The following is a 22,234-nucleotide window of genomic DNA, read 5'->3' on the forward strand; positions in this document are numbered from 1 at the left end:
TCTGTACTAGATTCCTACTTGAACATTCCATAAATCAGCATATATTTTGTTCTGATCTAATAGTCTTTCATGTTTTCCGCTTTCGACTATTTTACCTTTATGAATAACAACAATGTTATCCGCATTTTTTATAGTGCTTAATCTATGAGCTATTACTATAGTTGTTCTTTCTTTGGTGATTTTAGATAATGATTTTTGAATTAAAGCCTCTGTTTCATTATCAACTGAGGCTGTAGCTTCATCTAATATTAATATTGGTGCATCCTTTAAAACAGCTCTCGCCAAGGCAATTCTTTGACGTTGTCCGCCTGAGAGCCTTTGGCCCCTTTCCCCCACTATAGTTTTATAGCCATCTGGCAATTGTTCAATAAATTCATGAGCTTCCGCAATCTTTGAAGCTTTAATAATATCTTTAAGACTTGGGTTGATTGAGCCATAAGCAATATTTTCTTGTACACTGCCATGAAATAAATAAGTTTCTTGACTTACTAAAGAAATACACTTTCTTAAATCCCTCAAATTTATTTCTTTAATAGAAATGCCATCCAAGGTTATTAACCCATTATTACTATCATATATCCTAAGGAGTAATTTGATTATTGTACTTTTCCCAGAACCTGTTAAACCAACAATTCCTAATGTTGAGTTATTTTCAATTTTAAAATTTATGTTTTTTAAAGTTAAATCTCGTCCAGGATAATTAAAATTTATATTATTAAAAATAATTTCTCCTTTAATATCTTTAGGTTCAATTTTTATTTTTCCATCTTTTATTTTTATAGGCGTATCTATGAGATCAATTACTCTATTTATCGAAGCCATAGATCTCTGAAAATCATCTAAAACATGCCCCAAAGTAGTTAAAGGCCACAATAGTCTTTGTGTAATAAATACTAAAAAACTATAAGTTCCTACATCAAGTGTCTTATTCCAAGTTTGGAAACCTCCAATTAATAGAATCGCTATAAAAGCAAATAAAATTGCAAATCTTATAAGAGGGATAAAAGCAGAAGATAATTTTATTGCAGCCTTATTACTTCTTTGATAATCCAGACTTTGTTTATTTAATCTATTTAGTTCCCATTTTTCTTTAGTAAAACTTTTGATTGTTAGAATTCCACTTAAATTATTATTAAGTCTTGATGCCAACAGCCCAGCCTTATTTCTAACATCTTTATATTTTGGAGCAAGCTTCCTTTGAAATTTAATTGATCCTAAAAATATAATTGGAATAGGAAAGAAAGCAAATAAAGCGATTTTTGGAGAAACAAAAATCATCGTGCCACCTATTATCAAGACAGTTATAAATAACTGAATAATCTGATTAGCACCTTGATCTAGAAATCTCTCGAGTTGATTTATATCATCATTTAAAATAGATAATAGTCTTCCAGTATTATCGCTTTCAAAAAATTCCATATCTAATTCTTGTATATGCTCATAAGCTTTTATTCTCAATTTATGTTGCGAAAGCTGAGCCAAATTTCTCCATAAAACAGAATATAAATATTCAAAGGAAGATTCGCCAGACCAAACTATTCCTGAGGCAAATGCAAGGAAAATTAATTGTGCTGAAACTTCTTTTATACCAAAACCAGCGATCCATGAATTTTGTTCTTTTACGACTATATCCACCGCAAGACCAATTATTACAGGAGGAGCTAAATCTAATATTTTATTAATTACGGAACTAAAAAAAGCAAAAAATAGTAATTTTCTTTCATCAATAAGATTTAAATAAAGTCTAATTATTGGATTTTGCGTTTTATTAGTTCTCATAAAAATACTACTAAATTATTCTGTTATGATTTAAGACTTTCTTGAGTTTCTAATTTACATTTTGTTTTTGCAACTTGATGACTTGCAGTTTTTATAAATTCATCGTAGTAGCATTCACAAGTTTCATTAGCAATTCCCTCACTATATTCCATTTCTGCTTTTAACATCTCCTCTTTAACACTCTGAATACAAAATGATTTTATGATTGAATTTGATTTGGTTTGGGCTAAATAATAGCTATTAAAAGAAGTCAATAAGCTAATGAGATTCACAAGAAGAAAAAATTTATATTTGCTGGCTTTCATTGCGTTGAATTAGTATCTTACTTTAATTTTTTTTAATTTATTTTTAGTTTCTCTATGCAGATCTCTAGGCAAATCAACCAAACTATAATCATTAAAAATCTGTATCTTACCAATTGATCTACCATTTATATTAGTTGAATTACAGATTGAGGATATTATATTTGCAACTCTAACTCCATCAAATTTACCAAAGTTAAATTTGTAGGTCTCAAAAGAATCATTTTGATAATTATTTCTTCTGTTTGAATTTCTCAAACGATTATTGCCGTTTCTATTTGATCTATTTCGTTCATTATTATTTTGTTTATGAATCCAAGAATCATCTTCATCAAGAAAAAATGCTTTATTACCAATTACCAAATTGATTGCAGCCATTGCGATATTTGTATCATCCAACGAGTGTTTTTCTTTTAAATTATCTAATACATCAATAATCAAAGCTTTATTTTCTTCATTTTCTTCTTTAGCTAAAGAACTCTCATTAACATTCTCAATAAGTTTCTCCATCCTTTTTTCATTTATTAGTTTATTATTCGGTATATTAATTTCTTCAATCTTAGTTCTTGTTGCATTTTCTAAGTTTCTTAGAAAATGCTTTTCTCTTTGATTAACAAATAAAATTGCTTCTCCAGATCTACCTGCTCTGCCAGTTCTTCCAATTCTATGCGTATATGTTTCTTTATCGAAAGGAAAATCATAATTAACAACAAGTTTTATCCTCTCAACATCTAATCCTCGAGCCGCAACATCAGTTGCAACAAGGATATCAATAAATCCTTTTTTTAATCTATCAACTGTATTTTCTCTTTGATTTTGAGGTATGTCTCCATTAAGTACTGCAACAGTATGACCTGAGTTTTCAAGAGCTTCGGCTATTGAATTAGTAAGTAATTTTGTCCTTACAAATATTATTACTCCCTCGTTATTAAGTTCTAATATTCTTTTTAAAGCATCTAACTTATGATGTCTCTGGACATATATAAATTTTTGCGAAATTAATTGGGTTTCTTTTTTTACACTTTTTATTAAAATTTCAGCGGGGTCATTTAGATATTTTTTTGCTATGTTTCTAATCTCATTAGGCATTGTTGCTGAAAATAATACCATCTGTTTATTTTCTGGAAGTTTATCTATTATCCATTCAATATCTTCAAGAAAACCCATATTTAACATTTCATCGGCCTCGTCTAAAACAAGACAATTTATACCGTTAATTTTAAAAGTTCCTTGTCTTATATGATCCATTATTCTGCCAGGAGTCCCAACTACTACGTCAACTTTTCTTTTCAATGCCGAAATTTGATTTCGGTAGTCGGTACCTCCATATATTGCAACTGTCTTAAAATTACCAGATTCAGAACTATAACTTTTAAAAGATTCTGCCACTTGCGTTGCCAACTCCCGAGTAGGAGTCATAACTAACACTTTGGCATTTAATTCATTATTATCAGCGAGTTTTTCTATTAATGGTAAAGCGAAAGCTGCAGTCTTACCTGTTCCAGTTTGAGCTTGGCCTAATAAATCTCTGCCTAACATTAGTTCAGGAATAGCAGCTTTTTGTATAGGAGTAGGATTCTTATATCCTTTATTTTTTAAAGAATTTAAGATCGATTTATTAAAACCAAAATTGAGAAATCCATCCTCATTATCATTTACTTTCGATACTTCTAATGGTTGCGATCCAAATTCTTTTTCACTTTCTAATTTCTTGGAGTCATTTAAAGAAATATCATCTTTCTGAGATTTTAAATGCCCATTATCAACTATGCGTCCGTCTTTTTTAGATGTCATTTTAAATGCCCAATTATCTTCTGATCAGGCATTCAACAAATATCTAAATTTACTTAAATTGCTGACTAGCCATACAGAGCCGAATTATTAATCTAACATCTTAAGGTTAAAATCTTACTAATTTCTCAAAAAAATATTTAATTTAAATAATAAATGTTTAGAAATTTCTTGGCTCTTGTAACTGCAGTATAAAGCAACCTTCTTTCAAAATCATCTCTGCAAAAGATATTTTCGCTATCTTTTTTTTCTTTTAAAGCATATTGCTTTCTTCTGTATTTTTGAGACCACAAAATACTTACCATCTCAGATTCACTTCCTTGTGATTTATGGATGGTGATAGCAACTGCTGGCACAACATTTTCTAAATTAGATGGATCAATTAATTCAACAATTTCTTCGTTATTATCATTGTATTTTCTAAAAAGAAATTTTCTTTCATTTTTTGAACCTATAAGGACGCCAATATCTCCATTTGACAATCCAAGTTCATTATTATTTTTTGTGCACATGATTGGAACCCCCTCACTAAGGGTTTTCAGGTCATAAGGTTTTTTCTGACCAAAAACAATTTCATTCAAATATTCAACACTCCATATCCCGGTATTTTTTTCACATAAAATTAAGTGACTTTGTAAATCCATAAATATCTTATCTACTAAATCCTTTTCATTAAGCAATAAATTATGATTGCCATCATCAAATATATATTTTCTTTTACTTAAATTTGAAGTTGAATGACTTAACTTATTTAGATGACTTTTAATTTCATTAAAAAGATGTTTTGGAATATCTTTTTCTCTACTTTTTGTAAAAGTAACTTCTTTTGATTTTTTATATTTTTCTAATTCTCTAATCTTTTGATTAAGGGAAGAATCATCTTTATTAAAGATCAATCTACTAATTAATGCAATATCACCAATGTTTCTGTATGTTTTATTTAAATTTACTATGCAAGAATTAATTAAACTATTATCACAATATTCAAACAAATAATTCCAGATAGAACAGTTATTTATAGGGGACAACTGATTTTTATCGCCTACTAAAATAATTTTGCAGTCCCTTGCTAGTAAACTTAAAACTGATTCAATCAAATCTATATTTACCATTGACATTTCATCAATTATGAAAATATCAAGTTCTTTTAGTTTAAATTTCAATTTAAGAGAATTATTCTGAGAATTTAATATCCATCTATGTAATGTTTGGAATTCTATTTGATCTACAAATTTGCTGGAGGAAATATTCTTTTTATCATTTAGAGATTCTTTTAGACGAGCTGTTGCTTTCCCTGTAGGAGCTGACAAACCAATATTTAAAAAGTTATCAATTTCGAGAATTTCTAAAATTAAATTTATTATTAAAGTTGTTTTACCTGTGCCTGGCCCTCCTTGAAGAAAAACCAAGTTTGAATATTCAAATATATTTTTAATTTGATTAATTTTATTATCATCTTCATAAATTATCGAATTAATAAAAATATCGGAATCTATTTTTTTTAAAAAGGAATTAATAACTCTATCTATCTGAGTTGACCATTTCGCGAGGGCTAATTTTCTATCGACCAATAAGAATGGAGAATTAAGGCAACCTATTAAGCCTATATCTTGTAGAACTTCTAAATGTTTATTGGGCCAGCCATCTTCTAATAGCTCAAGGATTATTAAACTATTATCTATATCAATAATAGTTTCACCATTTTTTTCAAACTCTAGTAAAATTTTCAACGTATCTTTTACATAATTACCATATTTTTTTTCATTAAATTTGAAAATATCCGAGATTAGGTTAAATACATGATCATATTGGAAATTCTCAATATCATTAATCATTTTTGTCATCCTAAAAAAGGTTATCTAAATAAATAATTCTGTTTAAAGGAGCATAACTAATAAAAACACCTGGAGATATATCTTTTAAATTTGATTTCTCAAATAATTGAAAATCTGGCAATCCTTTTAAAAACAAATAAATATATCCTCCTAGATGTAGATTTGGTTGATAATTTTTGATTCTCCACTTTAATAATCTATGTAGTGCTAATAAATAAAGATGAGATTGCAATGGATAATGATGTTTAATCATTTCATCTCTCATATTTTCATAGTTATAGTTTATCGGTAAGCAAGCACTGTTATCACTTCCAGCAATAAAATTACTTTTCCAATCAATTATCCACCATTTACTATCTTCTAATGTATTACCTACAGGAAAGACACAGTCAATACATCCTGAATGAAAACCTTTATTCATAATTTGCAGATCATTTATTTTATTTGAGTATTCTTCTCCAAATTCATATTCCTGATCTAGGAGAAAGCATTTTGATATATCTTGAGAATTTAGATTTCTGCCTTTATAAGATAGTGTTAAATCATATTTAACCTCCTTGAGTATTTTTTCTTTTGGGATATCAACTAGTTTCTTGTTTTGTAATTTACTTCCTAAAGGAATATTTATAACTCTTAAGATAGATTCTTTTACTTTAAAAGCTAAAGAAGTATCGATTTGATGAAATTTCAATTCCTCAACAATTAAGTCAATTAATTCTTGAGTACTATCATTTCTAAATTCAAATCTTTCAATTATTTTATGCAAACAAGTACCAGCAATAGTCCCTTTTGGAAATTCACTTAGGGGATTTGGATAAGAAAAATAATTAGGATAATTTATTAATTTATTAGAATTAGATTTTTGGTCAATATTAATAATTGAAATATTATCTTCATAATCCTTATATTGATTAATGGCTGCAATAATTTTTTTATCTTTACGTAGCCATGACGAATAACTTGAATAGGAAATCTCTTGGGCCTTGGGAGAATCTTTAAATAGTTTTTTATTAAATTTAACTAATTTCCAGAGATTATTAAATCTTTTAATTTGGAACCTATCATAAATCTCATTAATTTGCTGTTTCTCAATTTTTTCTACAACCGCAGATTTATAAATATCAATATTTTCAAGATTGGAAAGTAAATCATTATTTAAAATATTATTTTTATCATCTAAATCGTTAAAAATTATAAGCTTATATTTACTCCTTGTGAGTGCTACATAAATTAATCTTTCATCCTCCTTAGATAAATCTTTTTCTTCTGTTAATTTAAAATTTTCCACCTCCTCGGAATTATTAGAAATATTAATATACAAGTTTTTATCATTAATTGATTTCCAGATAGGGCCTTTAATTTTTTTTGACTTATTAGAAATAATTGAAAGATATGGACACAAGACTACATCAAATTCAAGACCCTTACTGCTATGTATAGTAGAAAGATTAATCCCATTCTTAAAATTGTAATCTTTAATAAGATAGTTTTCTCCAGTACAAGTTCGCAAAGAATCATCTAACTGATTCTGATACCATTTAAATACTTTATTGAGATTAAAGTCATTATTGATTAACTCTATTTCAATTATTTCTGAAAGTTGAAATAAATTTGAATTTAAATCTGAATCTCGAATAATCAAGGATGATTTATAATTAAAAATAAGTTCATTAATAATATTTAAAAAACCTTTTTCTCTTAGTTCTTGGGACCAATTAATACATTTATTAATTAAATTTTCTAATTTTTTGCTTTTGCGATGAACATCTAGTTCTTCTAGATCAATTTCTACAAATTTAGAAATAGCTAACAAAGCTATTTTTTTATAAATCCTAGGATGCAACAAACAATCTATGAAGTAAGTCAATAGAGTACTTGCTTCTGTATCAAAAATATTTTGTTTATTTTGAATATTGCATGGAATATTAAACTTACTTAATTTATTTTTTAAATCTAAGCATTGAAAATTATTTGATGTAAGAATCGCAATTTTATTAATATCAATTTCTTTATTATTTAAGATAAAATTAATCATATAGCGAGTTACAAGATCCTCAATATCAGTTTCTTTTTTTGAAAACTCTACAATTTCAAATACGTTTTCAAATTCAAACTTAGGGTTGCAAATTTTATTAATCCTAGAGGTTAATTCCCCATAGCTTAGTTTTGATTCTTTAAGTCCATTTTTATAAAGTTTATTAATAACATCAAGCAATTTATTTGAGGATCTATAATTATCTGAAAGATTAAAAACTTCTTTTGCTTCAGATCTTGCATCTAAGTAGGTTTCAATATCTCCTCCCCTAAATTTATATATCGCTTGTTTTGGGTCACCTACACATATTAAAAAATGATTATTTGTATTAAAGAATCTTTTTATTAAATTCCATTGAGTTCTATCTGTATCTTGGAACTCATCAACTAAGACACATTTAATTCGATTTTGAATATGAGATAGTGAACTATCATTCCTAAGATCCGAATCTAGATATGTATTTTCTACAGTCTTTATAAGATCATTGAAGTTAAAAATCGAAGATCTCTTCTTTAATTCAATTAATTTTAGATAAGCCAATTGGGTAAATATTCTTACGAATTCTGTATAAATACCCTCCTTTATTTTATAAATTCTATCTTGCAGTAATTTGAATCTACTTAAATCTAAATTCAGATGATATTTATTTACTGCTTTAATTATATTTTCTTTATAAAAATACTTAAATAAAAGATCATCATCTTTGGAAATAACATTTAGAAGTTCAATAATATCTTTTGAATAAAGCTTTTTATTAATCTCATCAATCCAATAAATTATCTGATTAAATTTATCATCTCTAGGTTTTGCTGAATATATATTACTTTTACCACCAGAATCTTTGATTAATTTACCTAATTCAATAAGCTTTAAAAATAATTCTTTACCTTCCTTATTCCATTGAGCACAAAACTCATTCCAACTAATAGATAAAAAGTCATTTAAATAATTATTTACGTCAATATCATTATATTTATTATTTATTTGTATTTTGCAAATATTTTCATTATCAATATTCTTCAAAATCTCTATAAAAAATGACTTATTAAGTCTACTTTTAAATCTAGAACTTATTTTTTTTTGACTGATTGCTGAAATTAGATCTGGATGCAAATTTAGGAAACAATCTATCCACAAATCATCTATAACATTTTTATATAAATTATCTATATTATTTTCTATAGATATATCTGAAGATAAACCAATTTCAATATTATATTCATTAATAATATTATTACAAAAAGAATGGAAGGTTGTAACTCTTAATTTATAAATTTCATTAATAAAATTATCAATTTCAGATATTATTTTTTCCTTAGATTTTTCCTTCTTAATAAATTTTAGACACCATTCATGAAGAGTATTATCTATCTTGCTTCCATTGTGATTTTGCAAAAAAGATTTTAAGTCGCTAAATCTTGAAAGTATTTTATCTCTTAATTCTGAACATGTATTTTTTGTAAAGCTTAATAAGATTATCTCCTCCGGTTTTATTTTTTTCTCCAAGACATTTCTTAAAACTATATGCGCCAAGGTAAAACTTTTACCAGTTCCAGCACTCGCCTCAATTAATTTAAACTTATTTTCTAATTTGATTTCATTAATATTCATATCTTTATTTATCTAAAATTTGACCAAATTTTTATAAATTAAATAATTTTTAAATTTATTTTTTAAATATCGTTCTTCTACAAAAATCTTTAATTTAATTAATAAAGCCAGGCTTATTGTTAAACATAAATAATAAATAGATAGCTTAGTTAAAAAAACACCAATGGAAATAATGATTAGAGAATAGTACATTGGATGTCGAGTAAATCTATAAATACCTTTAGTTACAAGTTTGCTTTTAATTACAGGTCTAGGGAAAGGAGATAAATTACGACCTAAGTCTTTAATTGCAACTAACATAAAAATTGAAGCAATTACTATAATTAAAATCCCAAGGAAATAAGATATAGGGTTAACTTTAATTATTTGTTTATTAGGAAGTAATTGCCATTGAAAAAAATGGAGAAAAATAATAAGAAACTGCAAAAAAACAAGAATCAATTCACTAGAATATTTTACAAAAACTTTAAAATTATACTTATACATTCTTCATTTCTTAAATGCTTCAATTAGAGGGCCATATAATCTAGTTGATAATTTATCAAACTTTTCATTTTCTAAAAAGAAATGTGGTTCTTTTTTATTTCCGAAACACATTTTCATTTCAATATTATCTCTTTCTCCTTTGGAAAAAGTTTTATTACCAATCCATCTATCTTCAAAAGCTTTTTTTTCATTTTTTAATTTTATTTTTGCTTCTACATATTTATAAGTACTTTCTGGAGGGAGAGGTAAACATTTTTCAGAATAATTCTTAAAAAGATTTATGTAATCCTTCAATATTAAATTTGAGTCTTCTACTCCTGGGGATAGAAGGATTTGAGATTTATATTCATTTTCTGTTCTAAAAATCACTTGAGTCTTTTTTATATTCTTATTCAAGATAGAAATAAATAGTAACTTTAACCAAGCCTCTACCAAACGACTTAAGCTGAGTTTCGAATGAATTAATTCAACAACTACATTATCAGAAATGAAATATTCTTCTTTATTTAAGTTTGCTTTAACGTAAATCCTATTAATTCTTTTATATCGACTTAAATTTGCAGATAGGCTATCTACTAAATCTTTAATCTCTTTTTCTTTTGTAAAGATACTATTTCTTGGAGTAAAAATTCCATTTTCAAACAATTGATCAATAATATTCAAATTTTTTAAATCCTCAATTATGTTCTTGTTATCAATCTCTAATTGTTGAATTACTTTAGTTATTAATTTCGACTTCTGGTAATTGCTTACATACTCTTCTTCTGGATTATGAATAAATAATTTTTGGGGTGAAATATTTTTTTTATAAAGCCAATATTTTTGTGGATTTTTGAACCAATAAATTAATTCTGATAATTTATAGTTTTTGATATCATATTTTTTTTCTTTCCAATCTAGAGTCTCTATTAAAGAATAATTACTTTTAACAATAGGATTAGTATCAAGATCAATAATTTCATTTTTAGTTAAGTCAAAATCTTTGATTATTAGTTCTCTTTGCCCTTGATTTAGAGAACTATCAAAAAAAGAAATTAACTGTTTTATAGGAGAAGAAATATCTAATTTATTATTGTCTTTATCATTCTTTACCCAAGTGACCATCAGTTTATCTCTACAAGAAATTAACGTCTCTAAAAAAAAATATTTCTCTCTTTCAAAAACTGATGGATCTCCTAGGTGATATTTATTATTTAATAAATTAATATTTTCAATTTTTGGTAATTCTGGATAATAAACACTGTTCATATTTATCAGGAATATAACTTTATGAGGAAGAAGTCTTGCATTATCAATATCACTTACAAGAATCTTATTAACGCGTGATTGGTTTTGATATTTTGCTTTATTAAGACACGAAATTAATATCTCTCTAAAAACATCCAATAAAATAAGATCATCAGGTATAAAGGAAATTTCATAATTATCTAGTATTCTAAATAATTCACTTATTTCTAAATTGAAATTTTTATTGGATTCGCCAATGTTTTTAAGTATAAATTTTGTCTTTTCAACCCAACCTTGATAAGAAAAAGATCCCCTTAGCAAATTAATATATTTTTTTAATTGAAGTAATATTTTTATCCATTTATTTAAATTTAAGCTTATATTTTTTGGGTTAAATGGTTTTTGATTAAAATTACTTAAATTAACTTCTTGTTCGTAAATCAAGCCTAAAGTAATTCTATTTATGCACCATTCTAGAGTGTTTTTTTCTTCCCCTAATCTTTCATTAGCATCTAATCCCCAATGAAAGCCTGCTTGAGTTAGTAAATAAATAATTTCATCCTTTTGGGTAATATCAAAATCAAAAATATTTTGAGTAACTTTTTTAGAAAGAATATAATCTATTTTTTCAAGTGTAATTTTCTCATTGGCTATTTCAGTAATATCAATCAGAAAATTATATAATTTTGATGAATCATCACTATTCTCATCAATAAAAAAATAAGGTAACTTATCGCCATTAATTAAATCATTATTAAAAATATATCTAAGAAAAGGTTTAATTTGATTAGTTTTTGGAGATAGAACAGCTATATCACTGTAATTTATGTTTACTGAGGAATCTAATATTTCTAATATCTTACCTCTAACATACTCTAATTGACTTAATTGATTAGGATGTCCTGAGAAAATAAGTGAATCATCTTCTTTATTAACTATTAATTGATTTTGATTATTATCTATAAGTTTTTTCTGTATTTGGTTAAGTAAGAGATTAGATTTCTTCTTAGACGAATCATTTGTTGGATCAATATAGATTAAATTATTTTTTAAATGTATATCTTCCTTATAAATATTTTCATCAATTAATTTCTGAAAATTGGCTTCAAATTTACCAAATATATTTTCAATATTTGTATTATTTAGATCCTTTTTACTATTAAAATCATCAAATTTCAGCTCCCCCTCAAAACAATTTATCCTATTCCATAAATTATTTCCTACAGATAATAAATACAAATTTACCTTAGTAAATTTTGAGAGTTCTGAATAAAAATCAATGTATAGTTTTGATAAATTATTATCAGAAATAATATAAATTTGATTTGGGATCTTAATTTGAATATCTTTGAATTTTCTTAAATTTTTAATTAGTTTAATCATGTATAAACATGAAGGTTTTTCTGAAATCTTTTTTTCCAATAATTTATATAAAATTGGTTGCCAAAATTGATTTGAATTTAAATTACTGAAAAGATTTGATGAATTAATTTCACATTTATCCCATTTTGCAATCATCTCAGGCCTGAAAATAAGATAATCAATAAAAAAATTCGCGATCTTTTTTGTAAAACTATAAATATCCCCATCGATTGTCTTGTTATTATTCAAATATTTATTAATCCAATTACTTAGTGGCGTCGACTCATTAAAACTATTTAATTCTTCTAATGAATCTATAATTCCCCATTTAATTGACTCGAAATTCCATAATCCCATATCAATCGTAGGGAAAAATTTTGTTAGTAATGACTCGGTATAACTTGAAATGGTTTTTAATTCATAAAGAGCACTTATTTGATTTTTTATAGTTATTTGTTCTCGTAACCACTTTCCTAAAAAATAATTAGGAACTGCTATCTCTAATTTCTCTGTTATAAAAGGAGGGCATATTTTTAATTCTTCTGCTAATAGCTCACTAATGACCTCGATTTTGTTTGACTTATAAAGATTGAGCAATTTACTAGTTAATTTTATTCCTCAACTTTAAACGGATCTGTTATTTCTGCATTAGGACATTCGAATTCCCCCACAGCCACAAACTCTAGACGGAGCTTTAAGAAAGTTATAAATTTCTTATCTGTTGATAAAACAACTGCTGGTGGTGATGGGATCTTTGCTCTCATATCATCGAATTTAGTAGTTTGTAAAAAAGATGGATTTTTTAAAAGCCAAAAATCTATTTCTTTATTATTTTCTTTATAGTTCCTCTCCCTCTCTTTCAAAATCTCTTCAAGTGGTTCTTCAATTGTCAAAAACTTTTCACTTGCTGCGACGAAAAAATATGATGTCATTTTGAAATTTAATTTGATGTAATAAGTGACTTCATTTCACGAACGGACTTTTCTAATCCTACCGCTAAAGCCCTTGCGACAATACTATGTCCTATGTTTAACTCGTTCATTTTGTTAATCGATGCAATTTTCTTAACATTATTATAGTTAAGTCCATGACCAGCATTAACAACTAAGCCCAAATCATTTGCTTCATGAGTTGACTCAATAATCTTTTGGAGCTCTTCATATTGACCATAACCTTTTAGTTCAGCATATTTACCTGTATGTAATTCTATAAAATCAAACCCAATTTCCTTAGAGGAATTAATCTGTTTAGAAACAGGATCGATAAATGCACTCACCTCGATATTTGAATCTTTTAAACTCGCAACGAAATCCTTAAGATATTTCATATTACTTTTAACATCCAGCCCTCCTTCGGTGGTAACTTCTTGTCTTTTCTCAGGCACAAGTGTCACAAAATCAGGAATAAGTTTTTTAGCAATTTCTAACATTTCTTCTGTAGCCGCCATTTCTAAATTTAGTTTAGTTTTTATTGTTTTTTTCAAAAGGAATACATCTCTGTCTTGTATGTGTCTTCTATCTTCTCTTAAGTGAACTGTTATTGAATCTGCACCCCCTAATTCAGCTAAAAAAGCAAACTGTACAGGGTCTGGTTCAACCGTTTGCCTGGCTTGCCTCACATTAGCAATGTGGTCAATGTTTACTCCTAAAGTGGTCATAGTTTCGAAATCTTAATTTCTAGACAATCTAGTAACCGCCCAATAATAGCTAATAAAAAATAACAAACACTTAAATTATTAATATATAGATAATTGAATTTGAAAAGAAATTCCATTAAAAATAGACACAAAATAAATCCTGTATTGGGATTTATAGCAATGTTCGTTACTCAGGATATTCTTTTGAAATTTTTTTTTAGTAAGAAGAAAATAATTAATAGTGGATTTTCGATACCACAAAATTCTTCTATTATTTTGGCTCCAACCCATCGATCAAGATGGGACGGCTTAGTTCTCACTATGGCAATGGGCAGAAGGGTAACCAAAAAGGATTGCAGGTTTATGGTTACTAAATCAGAAATGCGAGGAATACAAGGCTGGTTTTTAAAAAGGCTTGGATGTTTTTCGATAAATCAATTATCGCCCTCACTTACGACCCTAAGATACGCTATTGATCTTATAGAAAAAAGGGAACAATTAGTTGTTTTCCCTGAAGGTAAAATCAACAAATATAGTAGAAAATTAGTCCTAAAAGAAGGGTTATATAGATTAGCGCGATTAGCTATAAAAAAAACAGAAACTATTACTATCATTCCTATAGGAATTGCTTATAGTGAAGTTTCTCCTAAATTCAGGAGCCAATTTTGTTTATCCTTTGGACAACCCATAGTAATGAATGATTATTTAAACCTTAATATCTTGGAATTCAATAATTTTTTATATAAAAAAATGATCAAAGAGGAAGAAATAGCATTAAAAAATGTCCGTAGATGAATCCGCAATAAGTTAGTATTGTTTTTAATAGTTTAAAGAGAAAATGAAATTCTTAAGATTAATCCCAATCTTATTTATAATTTTTGGAAATTTTCCATATAAAAACTTAGTTTATGCAGAGATCAAGAATCCTAAAGACTACAAAGTTCTCTCAAATGAAAGTAAAAAGCTCTCTATCTCAAACGTAAAATATTTCATAGATAAAGGCGATAAATCTATAACAAAAGGTGATATTAACGAAGCTAAAGCTTCTTACTTAGATGCAAGAAAATTAGCCAAGCAACTTGCATCTTTTTATTCTGATCTAAATACATCCTTCAAGGGAGTGGATGCAAGAATACCAAAAGAAATGCAAAGAAAAGGGAAGGAAATTTTACAGATTTTGGCAACATCAAATGAAAGACTAGCCTCTCTATATATAAAAACCGAAGAACCAGAGGTTGCTGTACCCTTACTTATTGAAAACATTAGGATAATGTCTCCTAATAGCTCAGAGGGTAGAAAGGCTTATGAAATATTAATCCAGTTGGGATTTGTTGAAACTAAGTACAAAGGCTAATTAGATTTAATTATGATTACGAAAGAAGAAGTTATTAGTTTAATTATTAAAAAATTACCAAGTTCCAAAGTTTTTGTTGAAAGCTTAAAAGGAAATGATCATTTACAAGTAACTGTAATTGCATCTGAATTTAATGGATTATCATTGGTTAAACAACACCAGCTAGTCTATTCTGCACTAAAAGAAAAACTAGCTTCAGAAGCTATTCATGCACTCGCATTAAAAACAGAAACCCCTAATTGAATTATGGAAAACTTAACAAAAGAAAAAATACAAAAACTTATTGATTCAAATCCAGTCATGGTCTTCATGAAAGGAACTAAATTAATGCCTCAATGCGGGTTCTCAAACAATGTAGTTCAAATTCTAAATTCCCTAGGTGTAGAGTTTAGTACGTTTGATGTTTTAAGTGACTTCGAAGTAAGAGAAGGTATCAAAGAATATTCAGATTGGCCAACAATTCCTCAAGTCTACCTAAAAGGAGAATTTCTAGGTGGTTCAGATATTCTTATTGAAATGTACAATTCAGGATCTCTAAAAGAAAAAATAGAAATCGAATTAGCTTCTTAAGACAATTGTGAGTATAAATACTGACATTAATTAATAAAAATTAATATTTTAAATCCTTTTTTTATCAAAAAATCCTTTATTTTCTTCTCCTTCTGGATCAATAAAACTTGATGGATCTAAAATCCATCTTTCAATTAATCTTTCTAAATTCTCTTGATCTCTTTGCTCTAAAGTACTGCAATTCCTTAAGGCTTGGAGATAACCATCACTATATAGTTTAAGATCAGAAGGCGTGTGAAAACGAGTAACCAAGTCTTGGCAACCATCGCAAATTGACTGAAAATGACGAACTGCTTTTGGGTTTTCAAATAATGTCATAATTCGATAGATTCCGATTTTTATTTAGCATTTGTTATACCTTATTAAAGACGACAAAAACTTGGCTGGCCAAACAGTAATTAAGAATGCAATCAACTGAGCAAATCTTAGCTTCAACTCCTGGTAGTTCTCAATTGCCTCCGACCTCTCAAACCCCCTCGAGAGTTCTTGTTGTTGAACCTCACCCCACACTAAGGACTGTATTAGTTCAAAGACTTCGCCAAGATGGTCATCTAGCTGCTGCTGTTGGATCATCAGCAGAGGCTATTGACTTATGCAGGGAACAATCACCTGACTTGTTGGTAAGTGCTGAAATTCTAGAACAAAACACAGCGATGAGATTGGCTCAACAATTAGGTTGCTCGGTTATTGTTTTAACTGCAAGATCTGGTGTGGAAGCGTTAGTTAACTTACTTGATGAAGGTGCCGATGACGTCCTCAGAAAGCCATTCGGACTTGAGGAACTAGCTGCAAGATGTAGAACCTTATTAAAAAGAGGAAGAATAGGATTACAAGAAAAAGTCGAAGTAGGACCTTTAGAAGTTCATCTACTCCTGAGGCAGGTGACACTAAGCGAGAAGCCCGTAGAACTAAGCCCACGAGAGTTTGCTCTGCTTTGCGCACTTCTAATGCCTCCTGGCATGGTAAGAAGTCGACAAGAGCTTCTAAGGATGGCTTGGCCCCCTTTCAGTGGAGGTCCAAGATCTGTAGATACCCAGGTCTTAACATTGAGAAGGAAATTAGAGCAAGCAGGTTTAGGAGAAGGCGGTGGGATAACCACTGTTAGACAGCAAGGTTATAGATTCAGTATTGATAATATTTAGTTTAGATAAGCAAAAAGTTCACCAACAATCATTAACAAAGATAGTAATGTTAATAACTTATAAGTCCAAAGAGGTGATATATAATTCATTTCCTTTATTGATATACCAGTATTTTTCGAAATATTTAATACAAATTTCTCGAAATTTTCCAACCTTTGTGGGATAAGAAAGTTTTCACCTTTTTTAGTATTAAAGTAATAAACCTTACTGCCCTGACTCGTCGGTAAAGTTTTGATTAATTTAATGTCTTTCCAAGTAATCTCCCAATTTTTTCTTCCTAGGATTTTGGAAATAATGCTAGTTTTATATGAAATCTGAGTATTGGATGTTTCTACATAATCACTTGTAATATTGATAATTAAAAAAAGGCCCAAAACAAAAGTAAATATTGAAGGGATTTTTAATTTATCCAGTGATATGAATGGTATGGGAATTGTAAGCGCTAAATATAAAGAAATGAGAGAACTTTTTACAAAAAAGAGAGTTTTAAACTTTTCTATCATCAGATAAAAACCTTTTAATCTGGCAAGTTGAAACTATTTATATTTAATCTTGAACCTATTTTATGTGCACAAGCATACCCGCTAAAAGCTACCGCATTGAGTCCTTGTCCAGGGAAGCATGAATCCCCGACACAGTAAAGGTTTTTAATTTTTGTAGTATTAAAAGGCATTGGCAAAAGTCCAAGCAACTTTTGACTAGGAATTGGTCCGTAACTACCTTCATATCTTCCAAGAAACTTTTTGTGGGTTTTTGGAGTTCCAATTTCTTTGTGATCAATATTATTTTCGAGATTAGGTATGATAGTAGAAATCTTTTCAACAAGAAATGTGAAATATTCCTCTTTCTTTTGAAGGTATTCTTTTCTTGAAAGACCTTCCCATTCACTCATTGATGAAGGAGTAAATGCATGGACGATATGCTTTCCTTCTGGAGCCAAAGACGAGTCAAGCAAAGTGGGTATAGAAACAAAAATCACCCCCTTTTCACTTTCTAATTCATCCCAGTTCTCAACAATTATATGATGACAATTGAAGTTATTGCTTATAGCATTTTTTTCTATCCCAAGGTGCATTGAGACAAAAGAAGGAGAAGCTTTATAAGTATCTGACCACTTATGTTCACTTTTCGGCACGTTTTTACTTGTAATTAATCCTTTCTTTTTCCCTTTTAGTCCAAATGTATCCCATCTAGTTGAATTAGATACGATGACATTTGAGTGAATTTCCTCCCCGTTTGAAAGTTTAACTCCTACCGCCCTCTCATTCTTTAAAAGTATTTCAGTAACATTAGCCTTATAGCGAATTTTTCCTCCTAATTTTTCCATACCAGAAACTAATTTCTCGGCTATTTTTCCTACACCCCCTCTGGGATAATTTATACCGCCCGCATGCCTATCTGTAAAAACCATTCCTGCATTAATCATGGGAGTTTTGAGGGCTGGCATGACTGACCAACAAAAACATTCAATATCTATAAATTTTAAGAGTTCAGGATCCTTTATAAACTTCCTTGCAACATCTCCCGCATTTACCGGTAACCATCTAGCTAAACCTAAACAAGATAAAGGAGATTTAAAAAAAACTTTTAAAAGGTAACTGGGATCCTCAATTGATAAAAGAGGCATTGTATCTAAACAATTAAATACATTTGCACAAGTATCATAGAATTTTTTTATGCCCTCTTTTTCATTTGGGAAACTTGCTGATAATTTTCTAATAAATTGATCATAATTTTTATCTACGGCAATATTAAAATTATTTGGGAGATGATATTCCAGTTGCACTGGATCAGGTATCGTTTCGCATTTTTCATTTACATCTTTTAGAGCACGAGTTAATAAATTGGTATAACCTTTATCACCAAATCCAAATATCATTGAAGCTCCGACATCAAAGGTATAACCTTTTCTCTTAAAAGAACCCCCACTTCCTCCTGGAATTATATATTTTTCTAGAACTAAAACTTTAGCCCCCTTCGCAGCTAGTTGTGATGCTGTAACTAACCCTCCTATTCCTGAACCAATAATGATTGCATCGAAATTTGCCTTATTAATTTCATTTTTGAGTCTCATAATTCTTTTATTCTAGTTAGTTTTGATAAGTAAGTGATCTTTTATACAATGAGAATCTAATATTTTTTTAAACTCATTTAAAGATTTTGTAGATCTCTCTTGATATGCTTTATACCTCAATCTTTTATCCTTTATTTTTTTACTCAATTCTGGGACCAAGCCAAATGAAGCAGGCATTGGCTGAAATTTATTTTTATTTTGATTAGACAGAATTTGATTTCTATTACTAATGAAATTTATTAAAGAACCAATCATTGATTCACCAGGAAAAGTTACTGGTTTTTTACCCCTAGCTAATAAGGATGCATTTATTCCTGCTAGCAATCCCCCTGCTGTGGCCGCAGCATATCCTTCCGTACCTGTTATCTGCCCAGCGGCTAGAAGAGTTTCTCTTTTCATGAATTGGAGTGTTGGGTGAAGTAATTTTGGAGATTCTAAAAAAGTATTTCTATGCATTACTCCAAAACGAACAAACTCTGCATTTTCTAAACCAGGAATCATCCTAAAAATTCTTTGTTGTTCAGCCCATTTCAGATTGGTTTGAAAACCGACAATATTAAGTAGCTTCCCTTCAAGATCCTCCATCCTTAGTTGAACGATTGCGTGAGGCCGATTTTTTAATCTATTTTCCCTATCAAATAAATCTCCCCACTTTGGATTCCATAACCCAATAGATTTGAGAGGTCCATATCTCATAGTGTCAATACCTCTTCTAGCAATTTCTTCTATAGGCAAACAAGCTTCAAAGAAATTAGCAGATTCTTTTTCAAATTCTTTTAGACTAACTTGTTCTCCTTTTATTAGTTCGTTTCTGAAGTAAATGTATTCATTTTTATTCATCGGACAATTGAGATATGCCGGATCTCCTTTGTCGTATCTACTAGCTTTAAACGCAATCTCTTTATCAATAGAATCGCCATAAATTATTGGACTAGCGGCATCAAAAAAATGGCAGGAATCAATACCTGTAAAAAATCGAATTTTGCTGGCCAATTCATCTGCAGTCAATGGACCAGTTGCGAGGATAGTTATATTTTCTTTGCTTGGAAGATCCAGTTGTTCAAATCTCTTGATTTCGATTAAAGGATGATTAGATAAAGCCACAGTCAAAGCCCTACTAAATTTAGATCTATCGACCGCTAAAGCACCTCCAGCGGGCACAGAAAATTTATCCGCTGTTTGAACTATCAATGAATTAAAAAATCTTAGTTCCTTTTGCAATAACCCCGCAGCTCTATCAGAACTTAAAGACCCAAAACTATTGCTACAGACCAGTTCTCCAAATTCATCTGTATGATGAGCTGGAGTTGATTTGAAAGGTCTCATTTCAACTAATTTTACTGGTACCCCAGAATTTGCCACCTGCCAAGCAGCTTCAGAACCTGCAAGACCTGCACCAATAATTATTACTTCTTTATCTCTCAAATTGGATTAATCCTTACCCAGAAAGTCTCTATTGAATTGCTCTCTTGCCGGTTTCTGTATATTAAATATGACCCAAGCTAAAGCAGCGATAACTGGTGCGAAAACTACGATTGTTCTAAGCATTTTTGAATTTCTATTGATTAAGTAATATTTTACCTTTCAACTGTAAATATAGAGAGAAATTTTAATTTTTTATTTCATAAGTTAAGAATTGTTTTTCTATTGTTCAACTGGAGATAAAAAGTTGTTTTTTTTACCTTAAAAAGGGATAATTTCATATGTACTCAATTTTACAAAATGGGTCGCTAGCTCAGCGGTAGAGCATCCGGCTTTTAACCGGCTGGTCCTGAGTTCGAATCTCAGGCGACCCACATTCATAAAATTGAGTAAATGCTATAAGTTATTCCTAATAATTTAAAGTTTCAAGTAAAAAAAAACATCCCAAACAAAAAAAGAATTAAAGACTCCTTTTCTTACAGAAAATGCAAATAAAATAAATTATTAGCTATACATTTTTGTCACATTTCTGCCAAAAATAAGGATTTTTGATTACTAGAACTTATTTTCTGAAATTTTTAAAATAAATACTTTACAAAGCTTCATAAAACCTGTTACAATCATTTACATAAATATTTTTTTTATCATGACTCCAGAAGCAGAACGTTTTAATGGTTGGGCAGCAATGTTGGGTTTTGTAGCAGCAGTTGGTGCATATGTCACAACAGGTCAAATAATTCCTGGTTGGTTCTAGGTTTTATACCGATAAAACTTTATAAACTTCTAAATTTATTAAATTTATTCAAAGTTTATCCATTATTAATGTTTTTACAGAAACTAATAAAGCCAACATTTTGTTGGCTTTTTTTTTTAAAAAAGCACTACTCGGTTCTATAAAAAACAAGTTACTAAGTAAATTGATTAAATCATTAATGAAAGCCTAAATGGTCTTCTCGCAATTATTGGTTCTTGGCTGAAATTATTAATTAGATATTATTTAGTGGAAAATGCAAGAAATAATTTTTATTAGGACTTGTATTATATTTTTTTGAAAAATTCTTATATTTTGTCAAATATATAATATCTTTAAAATCATTAAACTATATTGTTTATTAGTTAAATCATTAAAAATCTATTCTTTTAAGGGTGTTTTTTTATCTATTTTATCTAAGCATGTTGAACATAATAAATGACCCTTTTTCTTCCAAAAAGTTTTAGTGGACCGTTCTATATCTTTTCTACAAATCAAGCATTTAAATATCGGAGACATTTTTAAGATTAATTATGTTAATGAAAAAGTAAAATCTTTAAAATTATTTTAAAGTTAAGGTAGTTTCAATTTTATTGTTAAATGTAATTAATGACTAGTAATTATTTTTAGTCTTTTTAAATTTCTAATAAATAAACAAGCAAATGCAAGAAAGATATGTTCAAAGGCAAAAAAAGAAAAAAATTTTTTTTTCCATTAAAAAGACCTGCATGTAGCAGGCCTTTTTATGTGTAAGAGATTTTCTAAACTAAGTTATTAAATTTAGAAGCTGAATGATGTCTTAACCATTACACCAGTATTGTCATCTGTATCAACAGTTGATACATCCTGTGCAAATA

Annotated in this window: 20 protein-coding genes and 1 tRNA gene; 7 read left to right on the top strand and 14 right to left on the bottom strand. The window is 28.6% G+C overall.

Annotated features, from left to right (window positions below):
• Nucleotides 1-6 precede the first annotated feature (6 nt).
• From JJ847_08185 to JJ847_08225, 9 genes are all read right to left on the bottom strand, one after another.
• Entirely contained in the window at nt 7-1,779 is a 1,773-nt protein-coding gene (locus tag JJ847_08185) for an ABC transporter ATP-binding protein (protein ID MBO6960864.1), read from the bottom strand.
• A 23-nt stretch (nt 1,780-1,802) separates the two neighbouring features.
• Nucleotides 1,803-2,084, bottom strand: a complete 282-nt coding sequence (locus JJ847_08190) for a hypothetical protein (protein ID MBO6960865.1) — start codon at nt 2,082-2,084, stop codon at nt 1,803-1,805.
• 9 nt (nt 2,085-2,093) lie between these two features.
• Complete coding sequence (locus JJ847_08195; protein ID MBO6960866.1) at nt 2,094-3,875, bottom strand: DEAD/DEAH box helicase; 1,782 nt, start codon at nt 3,873-3,875, stop codon at nt 2,094-2,096.
• A gap of 137 nt (nt 3,876-4,012) precedes the next feature.
• Nucleotides 4,013-5,716 carry an AAA family ATPase gene (locus JJ847_08200; GenBank protein ID MBO6960867.1) on the bottom strand — a complete coding sequence of 568 codons (1,704 nt, stop codon included), beginning with the start codon at nt 5,714-5,716 and terminating at the stop codon, nt 4,013-4,015.
• Between the two features lies 1 nt (nt 5,717).
• The gene (locus JJ847_08205; protein MBO6960868.1) at nt 5,718-9,353 is read right to left on the bottom strand and encodes a UvrD-helicase domain-containing protein; all 3,636 of its coding nucleotides are present in this window, start codon (nt 9,351-9,353) and stop codon (nt 5,718-5,720) included.
• Nucleotides 9,354-9,365: 12 nt separating this feature from the next.
• A complete protein-coding gene (locus JJ847_08210; protein MBO6960869.1) occupies nt 9,366-9,839 on the bottom strand; it encodes a DUF1295 domain-containing protein in 474 nt (157 codons plus the stop codon).
• A gap of 3 nt (nt 9,840-9,842) precedes the next feature.
• Nucleotides 9,843-13,025 (bottom strand): exodeoxyribonuclease V subunit gamma, encoded by a 3,183-nt coding sequence (locus JJ847_08215; GenBank protein ID MBO6960870.1) that lies wholly within the window; start codon nt 13,023-13,025, stop codon nt 9,843-9,845.
• Nucleotides 13,026-13,039: 14 nt separating this feature from the next.
• Nucleotides 13,040-13,360: a DUF2488 family protein gene (locus tag JJ847_08220; GenBank protein MBO6960871.1), complete on the bottom strand. Its 321-nt coding sequence runs from the start codon at nt 13,358-13,360 to the stop codon at nt 13,040-13,042.
• Nucleotides 13,361-13,368: 8 nt separating this feature from the next.
• Nucleotides 13,369-14,085 carry a pyridoxine 5'-phosphate synthase gene (locus tag JJ847_08225; GenBank protein MBO6960872.1) on the bottom strand — a complete coding sequence of 239 codons (717 nt, stop codon included), beginning with the start codon at nt 14,083-14,085 and terminating at the stop codon, nt 13,369-13,371.
• A 159-nt stretch (nt 14,086-14,244) separates the two neighbouring features.
• Here JJ847_08225 and JJ847_08230 point away from each other — a divergent pair, with 159 nt between their 5' ends.
• The 4 genes from JJ847_08230 to grxD are packed head-to-tail and all read left to right on the top strand — an operon-like array spanning nt 14,245 to nt 15,988.
• A complete protein-coding gene (locus tag JJ847_08230; GenBank protein MBO6960873.1) occupies nt 14,245-14,859 on the top strand; it encodes a 1-acyl-sn-glycerol-3-phosphate acyltransferase in 615 nt (204 codons plus the stop codon).
• Nucleotides 14,860-14,902: 43 nt separating this feature from the next.
• On the top strand, nt 14,903-15,418 hold the full coding sequence (locus JJ847_08235; protein ID MBO6960874.1) for a hypothetical protein: 516 nt from the start codon (nt 14,903-14,905) through the stop codon (nt 15,416-15,418).
• A gap of 12 nt (nt 15,419-15,430) precedes the next feature.
• The gene (locus JJ847_08240; protein MBO6960875.1) at nt 15,431-15,661 is read left to right on the top strand and encodes a BolA/IbaG family iron-sulfur metabolism protein; all 231 of its coding nucleotides are present in this window, start codon (nt 15,431-15,433) and stop codon (nt 15,659-15,661) included.
• 3 nt (nt 15,662-15,664) lie between these two features.
• Nucleotides 15,665-15,988 (top strand): Grx4 family monothiol glutaredoxin, encoded by a 324-nt coding sequence (gene grxD / locus JJ847_08245; protein MBO6960876.1) that lies wholly within the window; start codon nt 15,665-15,667, stop codon nt 15,986-15,988.
• Between the two features lie 48 nt (nt 15,989-16,036).
• On the opposite strand, the gene JJ847_08250 is transcribed toward grxD, so the two are convergent.
• Entirely contained in the window at nt 16,037-16,306 is a 270-nt protein-coding gene (locus JJ847_08250) for a hypothetical protein (protein MBO6960877.1), read from the bottom strand.
• Nucleotides 16,307-16,392: 86 nt separating this feature from the next.
• Between JJ847_08250 and JJ847_08255 the strand changes: the two genes are divergently transcribed.
• Nucleotides 16,393-17,130 carry a response regulator transcription factor gene (locus JJ847_08255; protein MBO6960878.1) on the top strand — a complete coding sequence of 246 codons (738 nt, stop codon included), beginning with the start codon at nt 16,393-16,395 and terminating at the stop codon, nt 17,128-17,130.
• Here JJ847_08255 and JJ847_08260 read toward each other — a convergent pair.
• Genes JJ847_08260 through JJ847_08275 form a run of 4 tightly spaced genes read right to left on the bottom strand, consistent with a single transcriptional unit; the run spans nt 17,127 to nt 20,752 of the window.
• On the bottom strand, nt 17,127-17,633 hold the full coding sequence (locus tag JJ847_08260; GenBank protein MBO6960879.1) for a hypothetical protein: 507 nt from the start codon (nt 17,631-17,633) through the stop codon (nt 17,127-17,129). The two genes, JJ847_08255 and JJ847_08260, sit on opposite strands and share 4 nt — an antisense overlap.
• Before the next feature lie 14 nt (nt 17,634-17,647).
• The gene (crtH, locus tag JJ847_08265) at nt 17,648-19,204 is read right to left on the bottom strand and encodes a carotene isomerase (GenBank protein ID MBO6960880.1); all 1,557 of its coding nucleotides are present in this window, start codon (nt 19,202-19,204) and stop codon (nt 17,648-17,650) included.
• Between the two features lie 12 nt (nt 19,205-19,216).
• Entirely contained in the window at nt 19,217-20,629 is a 1,413-nt protein-coding gene (trmFO, locus tag JJ847_08270) for a methylenetetrahydrofolate--tRNA-(uracil(54)-C(5))-methyltransferase (FADH(2)-oxidizing) TrmFO (GenBank protein MBO6960881.1), read from the bottom strand.
• A 6-nt stretch (nt 20,630-20,635) separates the two neighbouring features.
• Nucleotides 20,636-20,752: a photosystem II protein Y gene (locus JJ847_08275; GenBank protein MBO6960882.1), complete on the bottom strand. Its 117-nt coding sequence runs from the start codon at nt 20,750-20,752 to the stop codon at nt 20,636-20,638.
• A gap of 176 nt (nt 20,753-20,928) precedes the next feature.
• On the opposite strand from JJ847_08275, the gene JJ847_08280 reads away from it, so the two are divergent.
• Both JJ847_08280 and JJ847_08285 read left to right on the top strand, forming a co-directional pair.
• Nucleotides 20,929-21,000: transfer RNA gene (locus tag JJ847_08280), tRNA-Lys, on the top strand.
• 272 nt (nt 21,001-21,272) lie between these two features.
• Nucleotides 21,273-21,380, top strand: a complete 108-nt coding sequence (locus tag JJ847_08285) for a high light inducible protein (protein ID MBO6960883.1) — start codon at nt 21,273-21,275, stop codon at nt 21,378-21,380.
• Nucleotides 21,381-22,234: the final 854 nt, after the last annotated feature.

The organism is Prochlorococcus marinus CUG1438 (genome assembly GCA_017644325.1).
In the GTDB taxonomy this organism is placed as follows: domain Bacteria; phylum Cyanobacteriota; class Cyanobacteriia; order PCC-6307; family Cyanobiaceae; genus Prochlorococcus_A; species Prochlorococcus_A marinus_AA.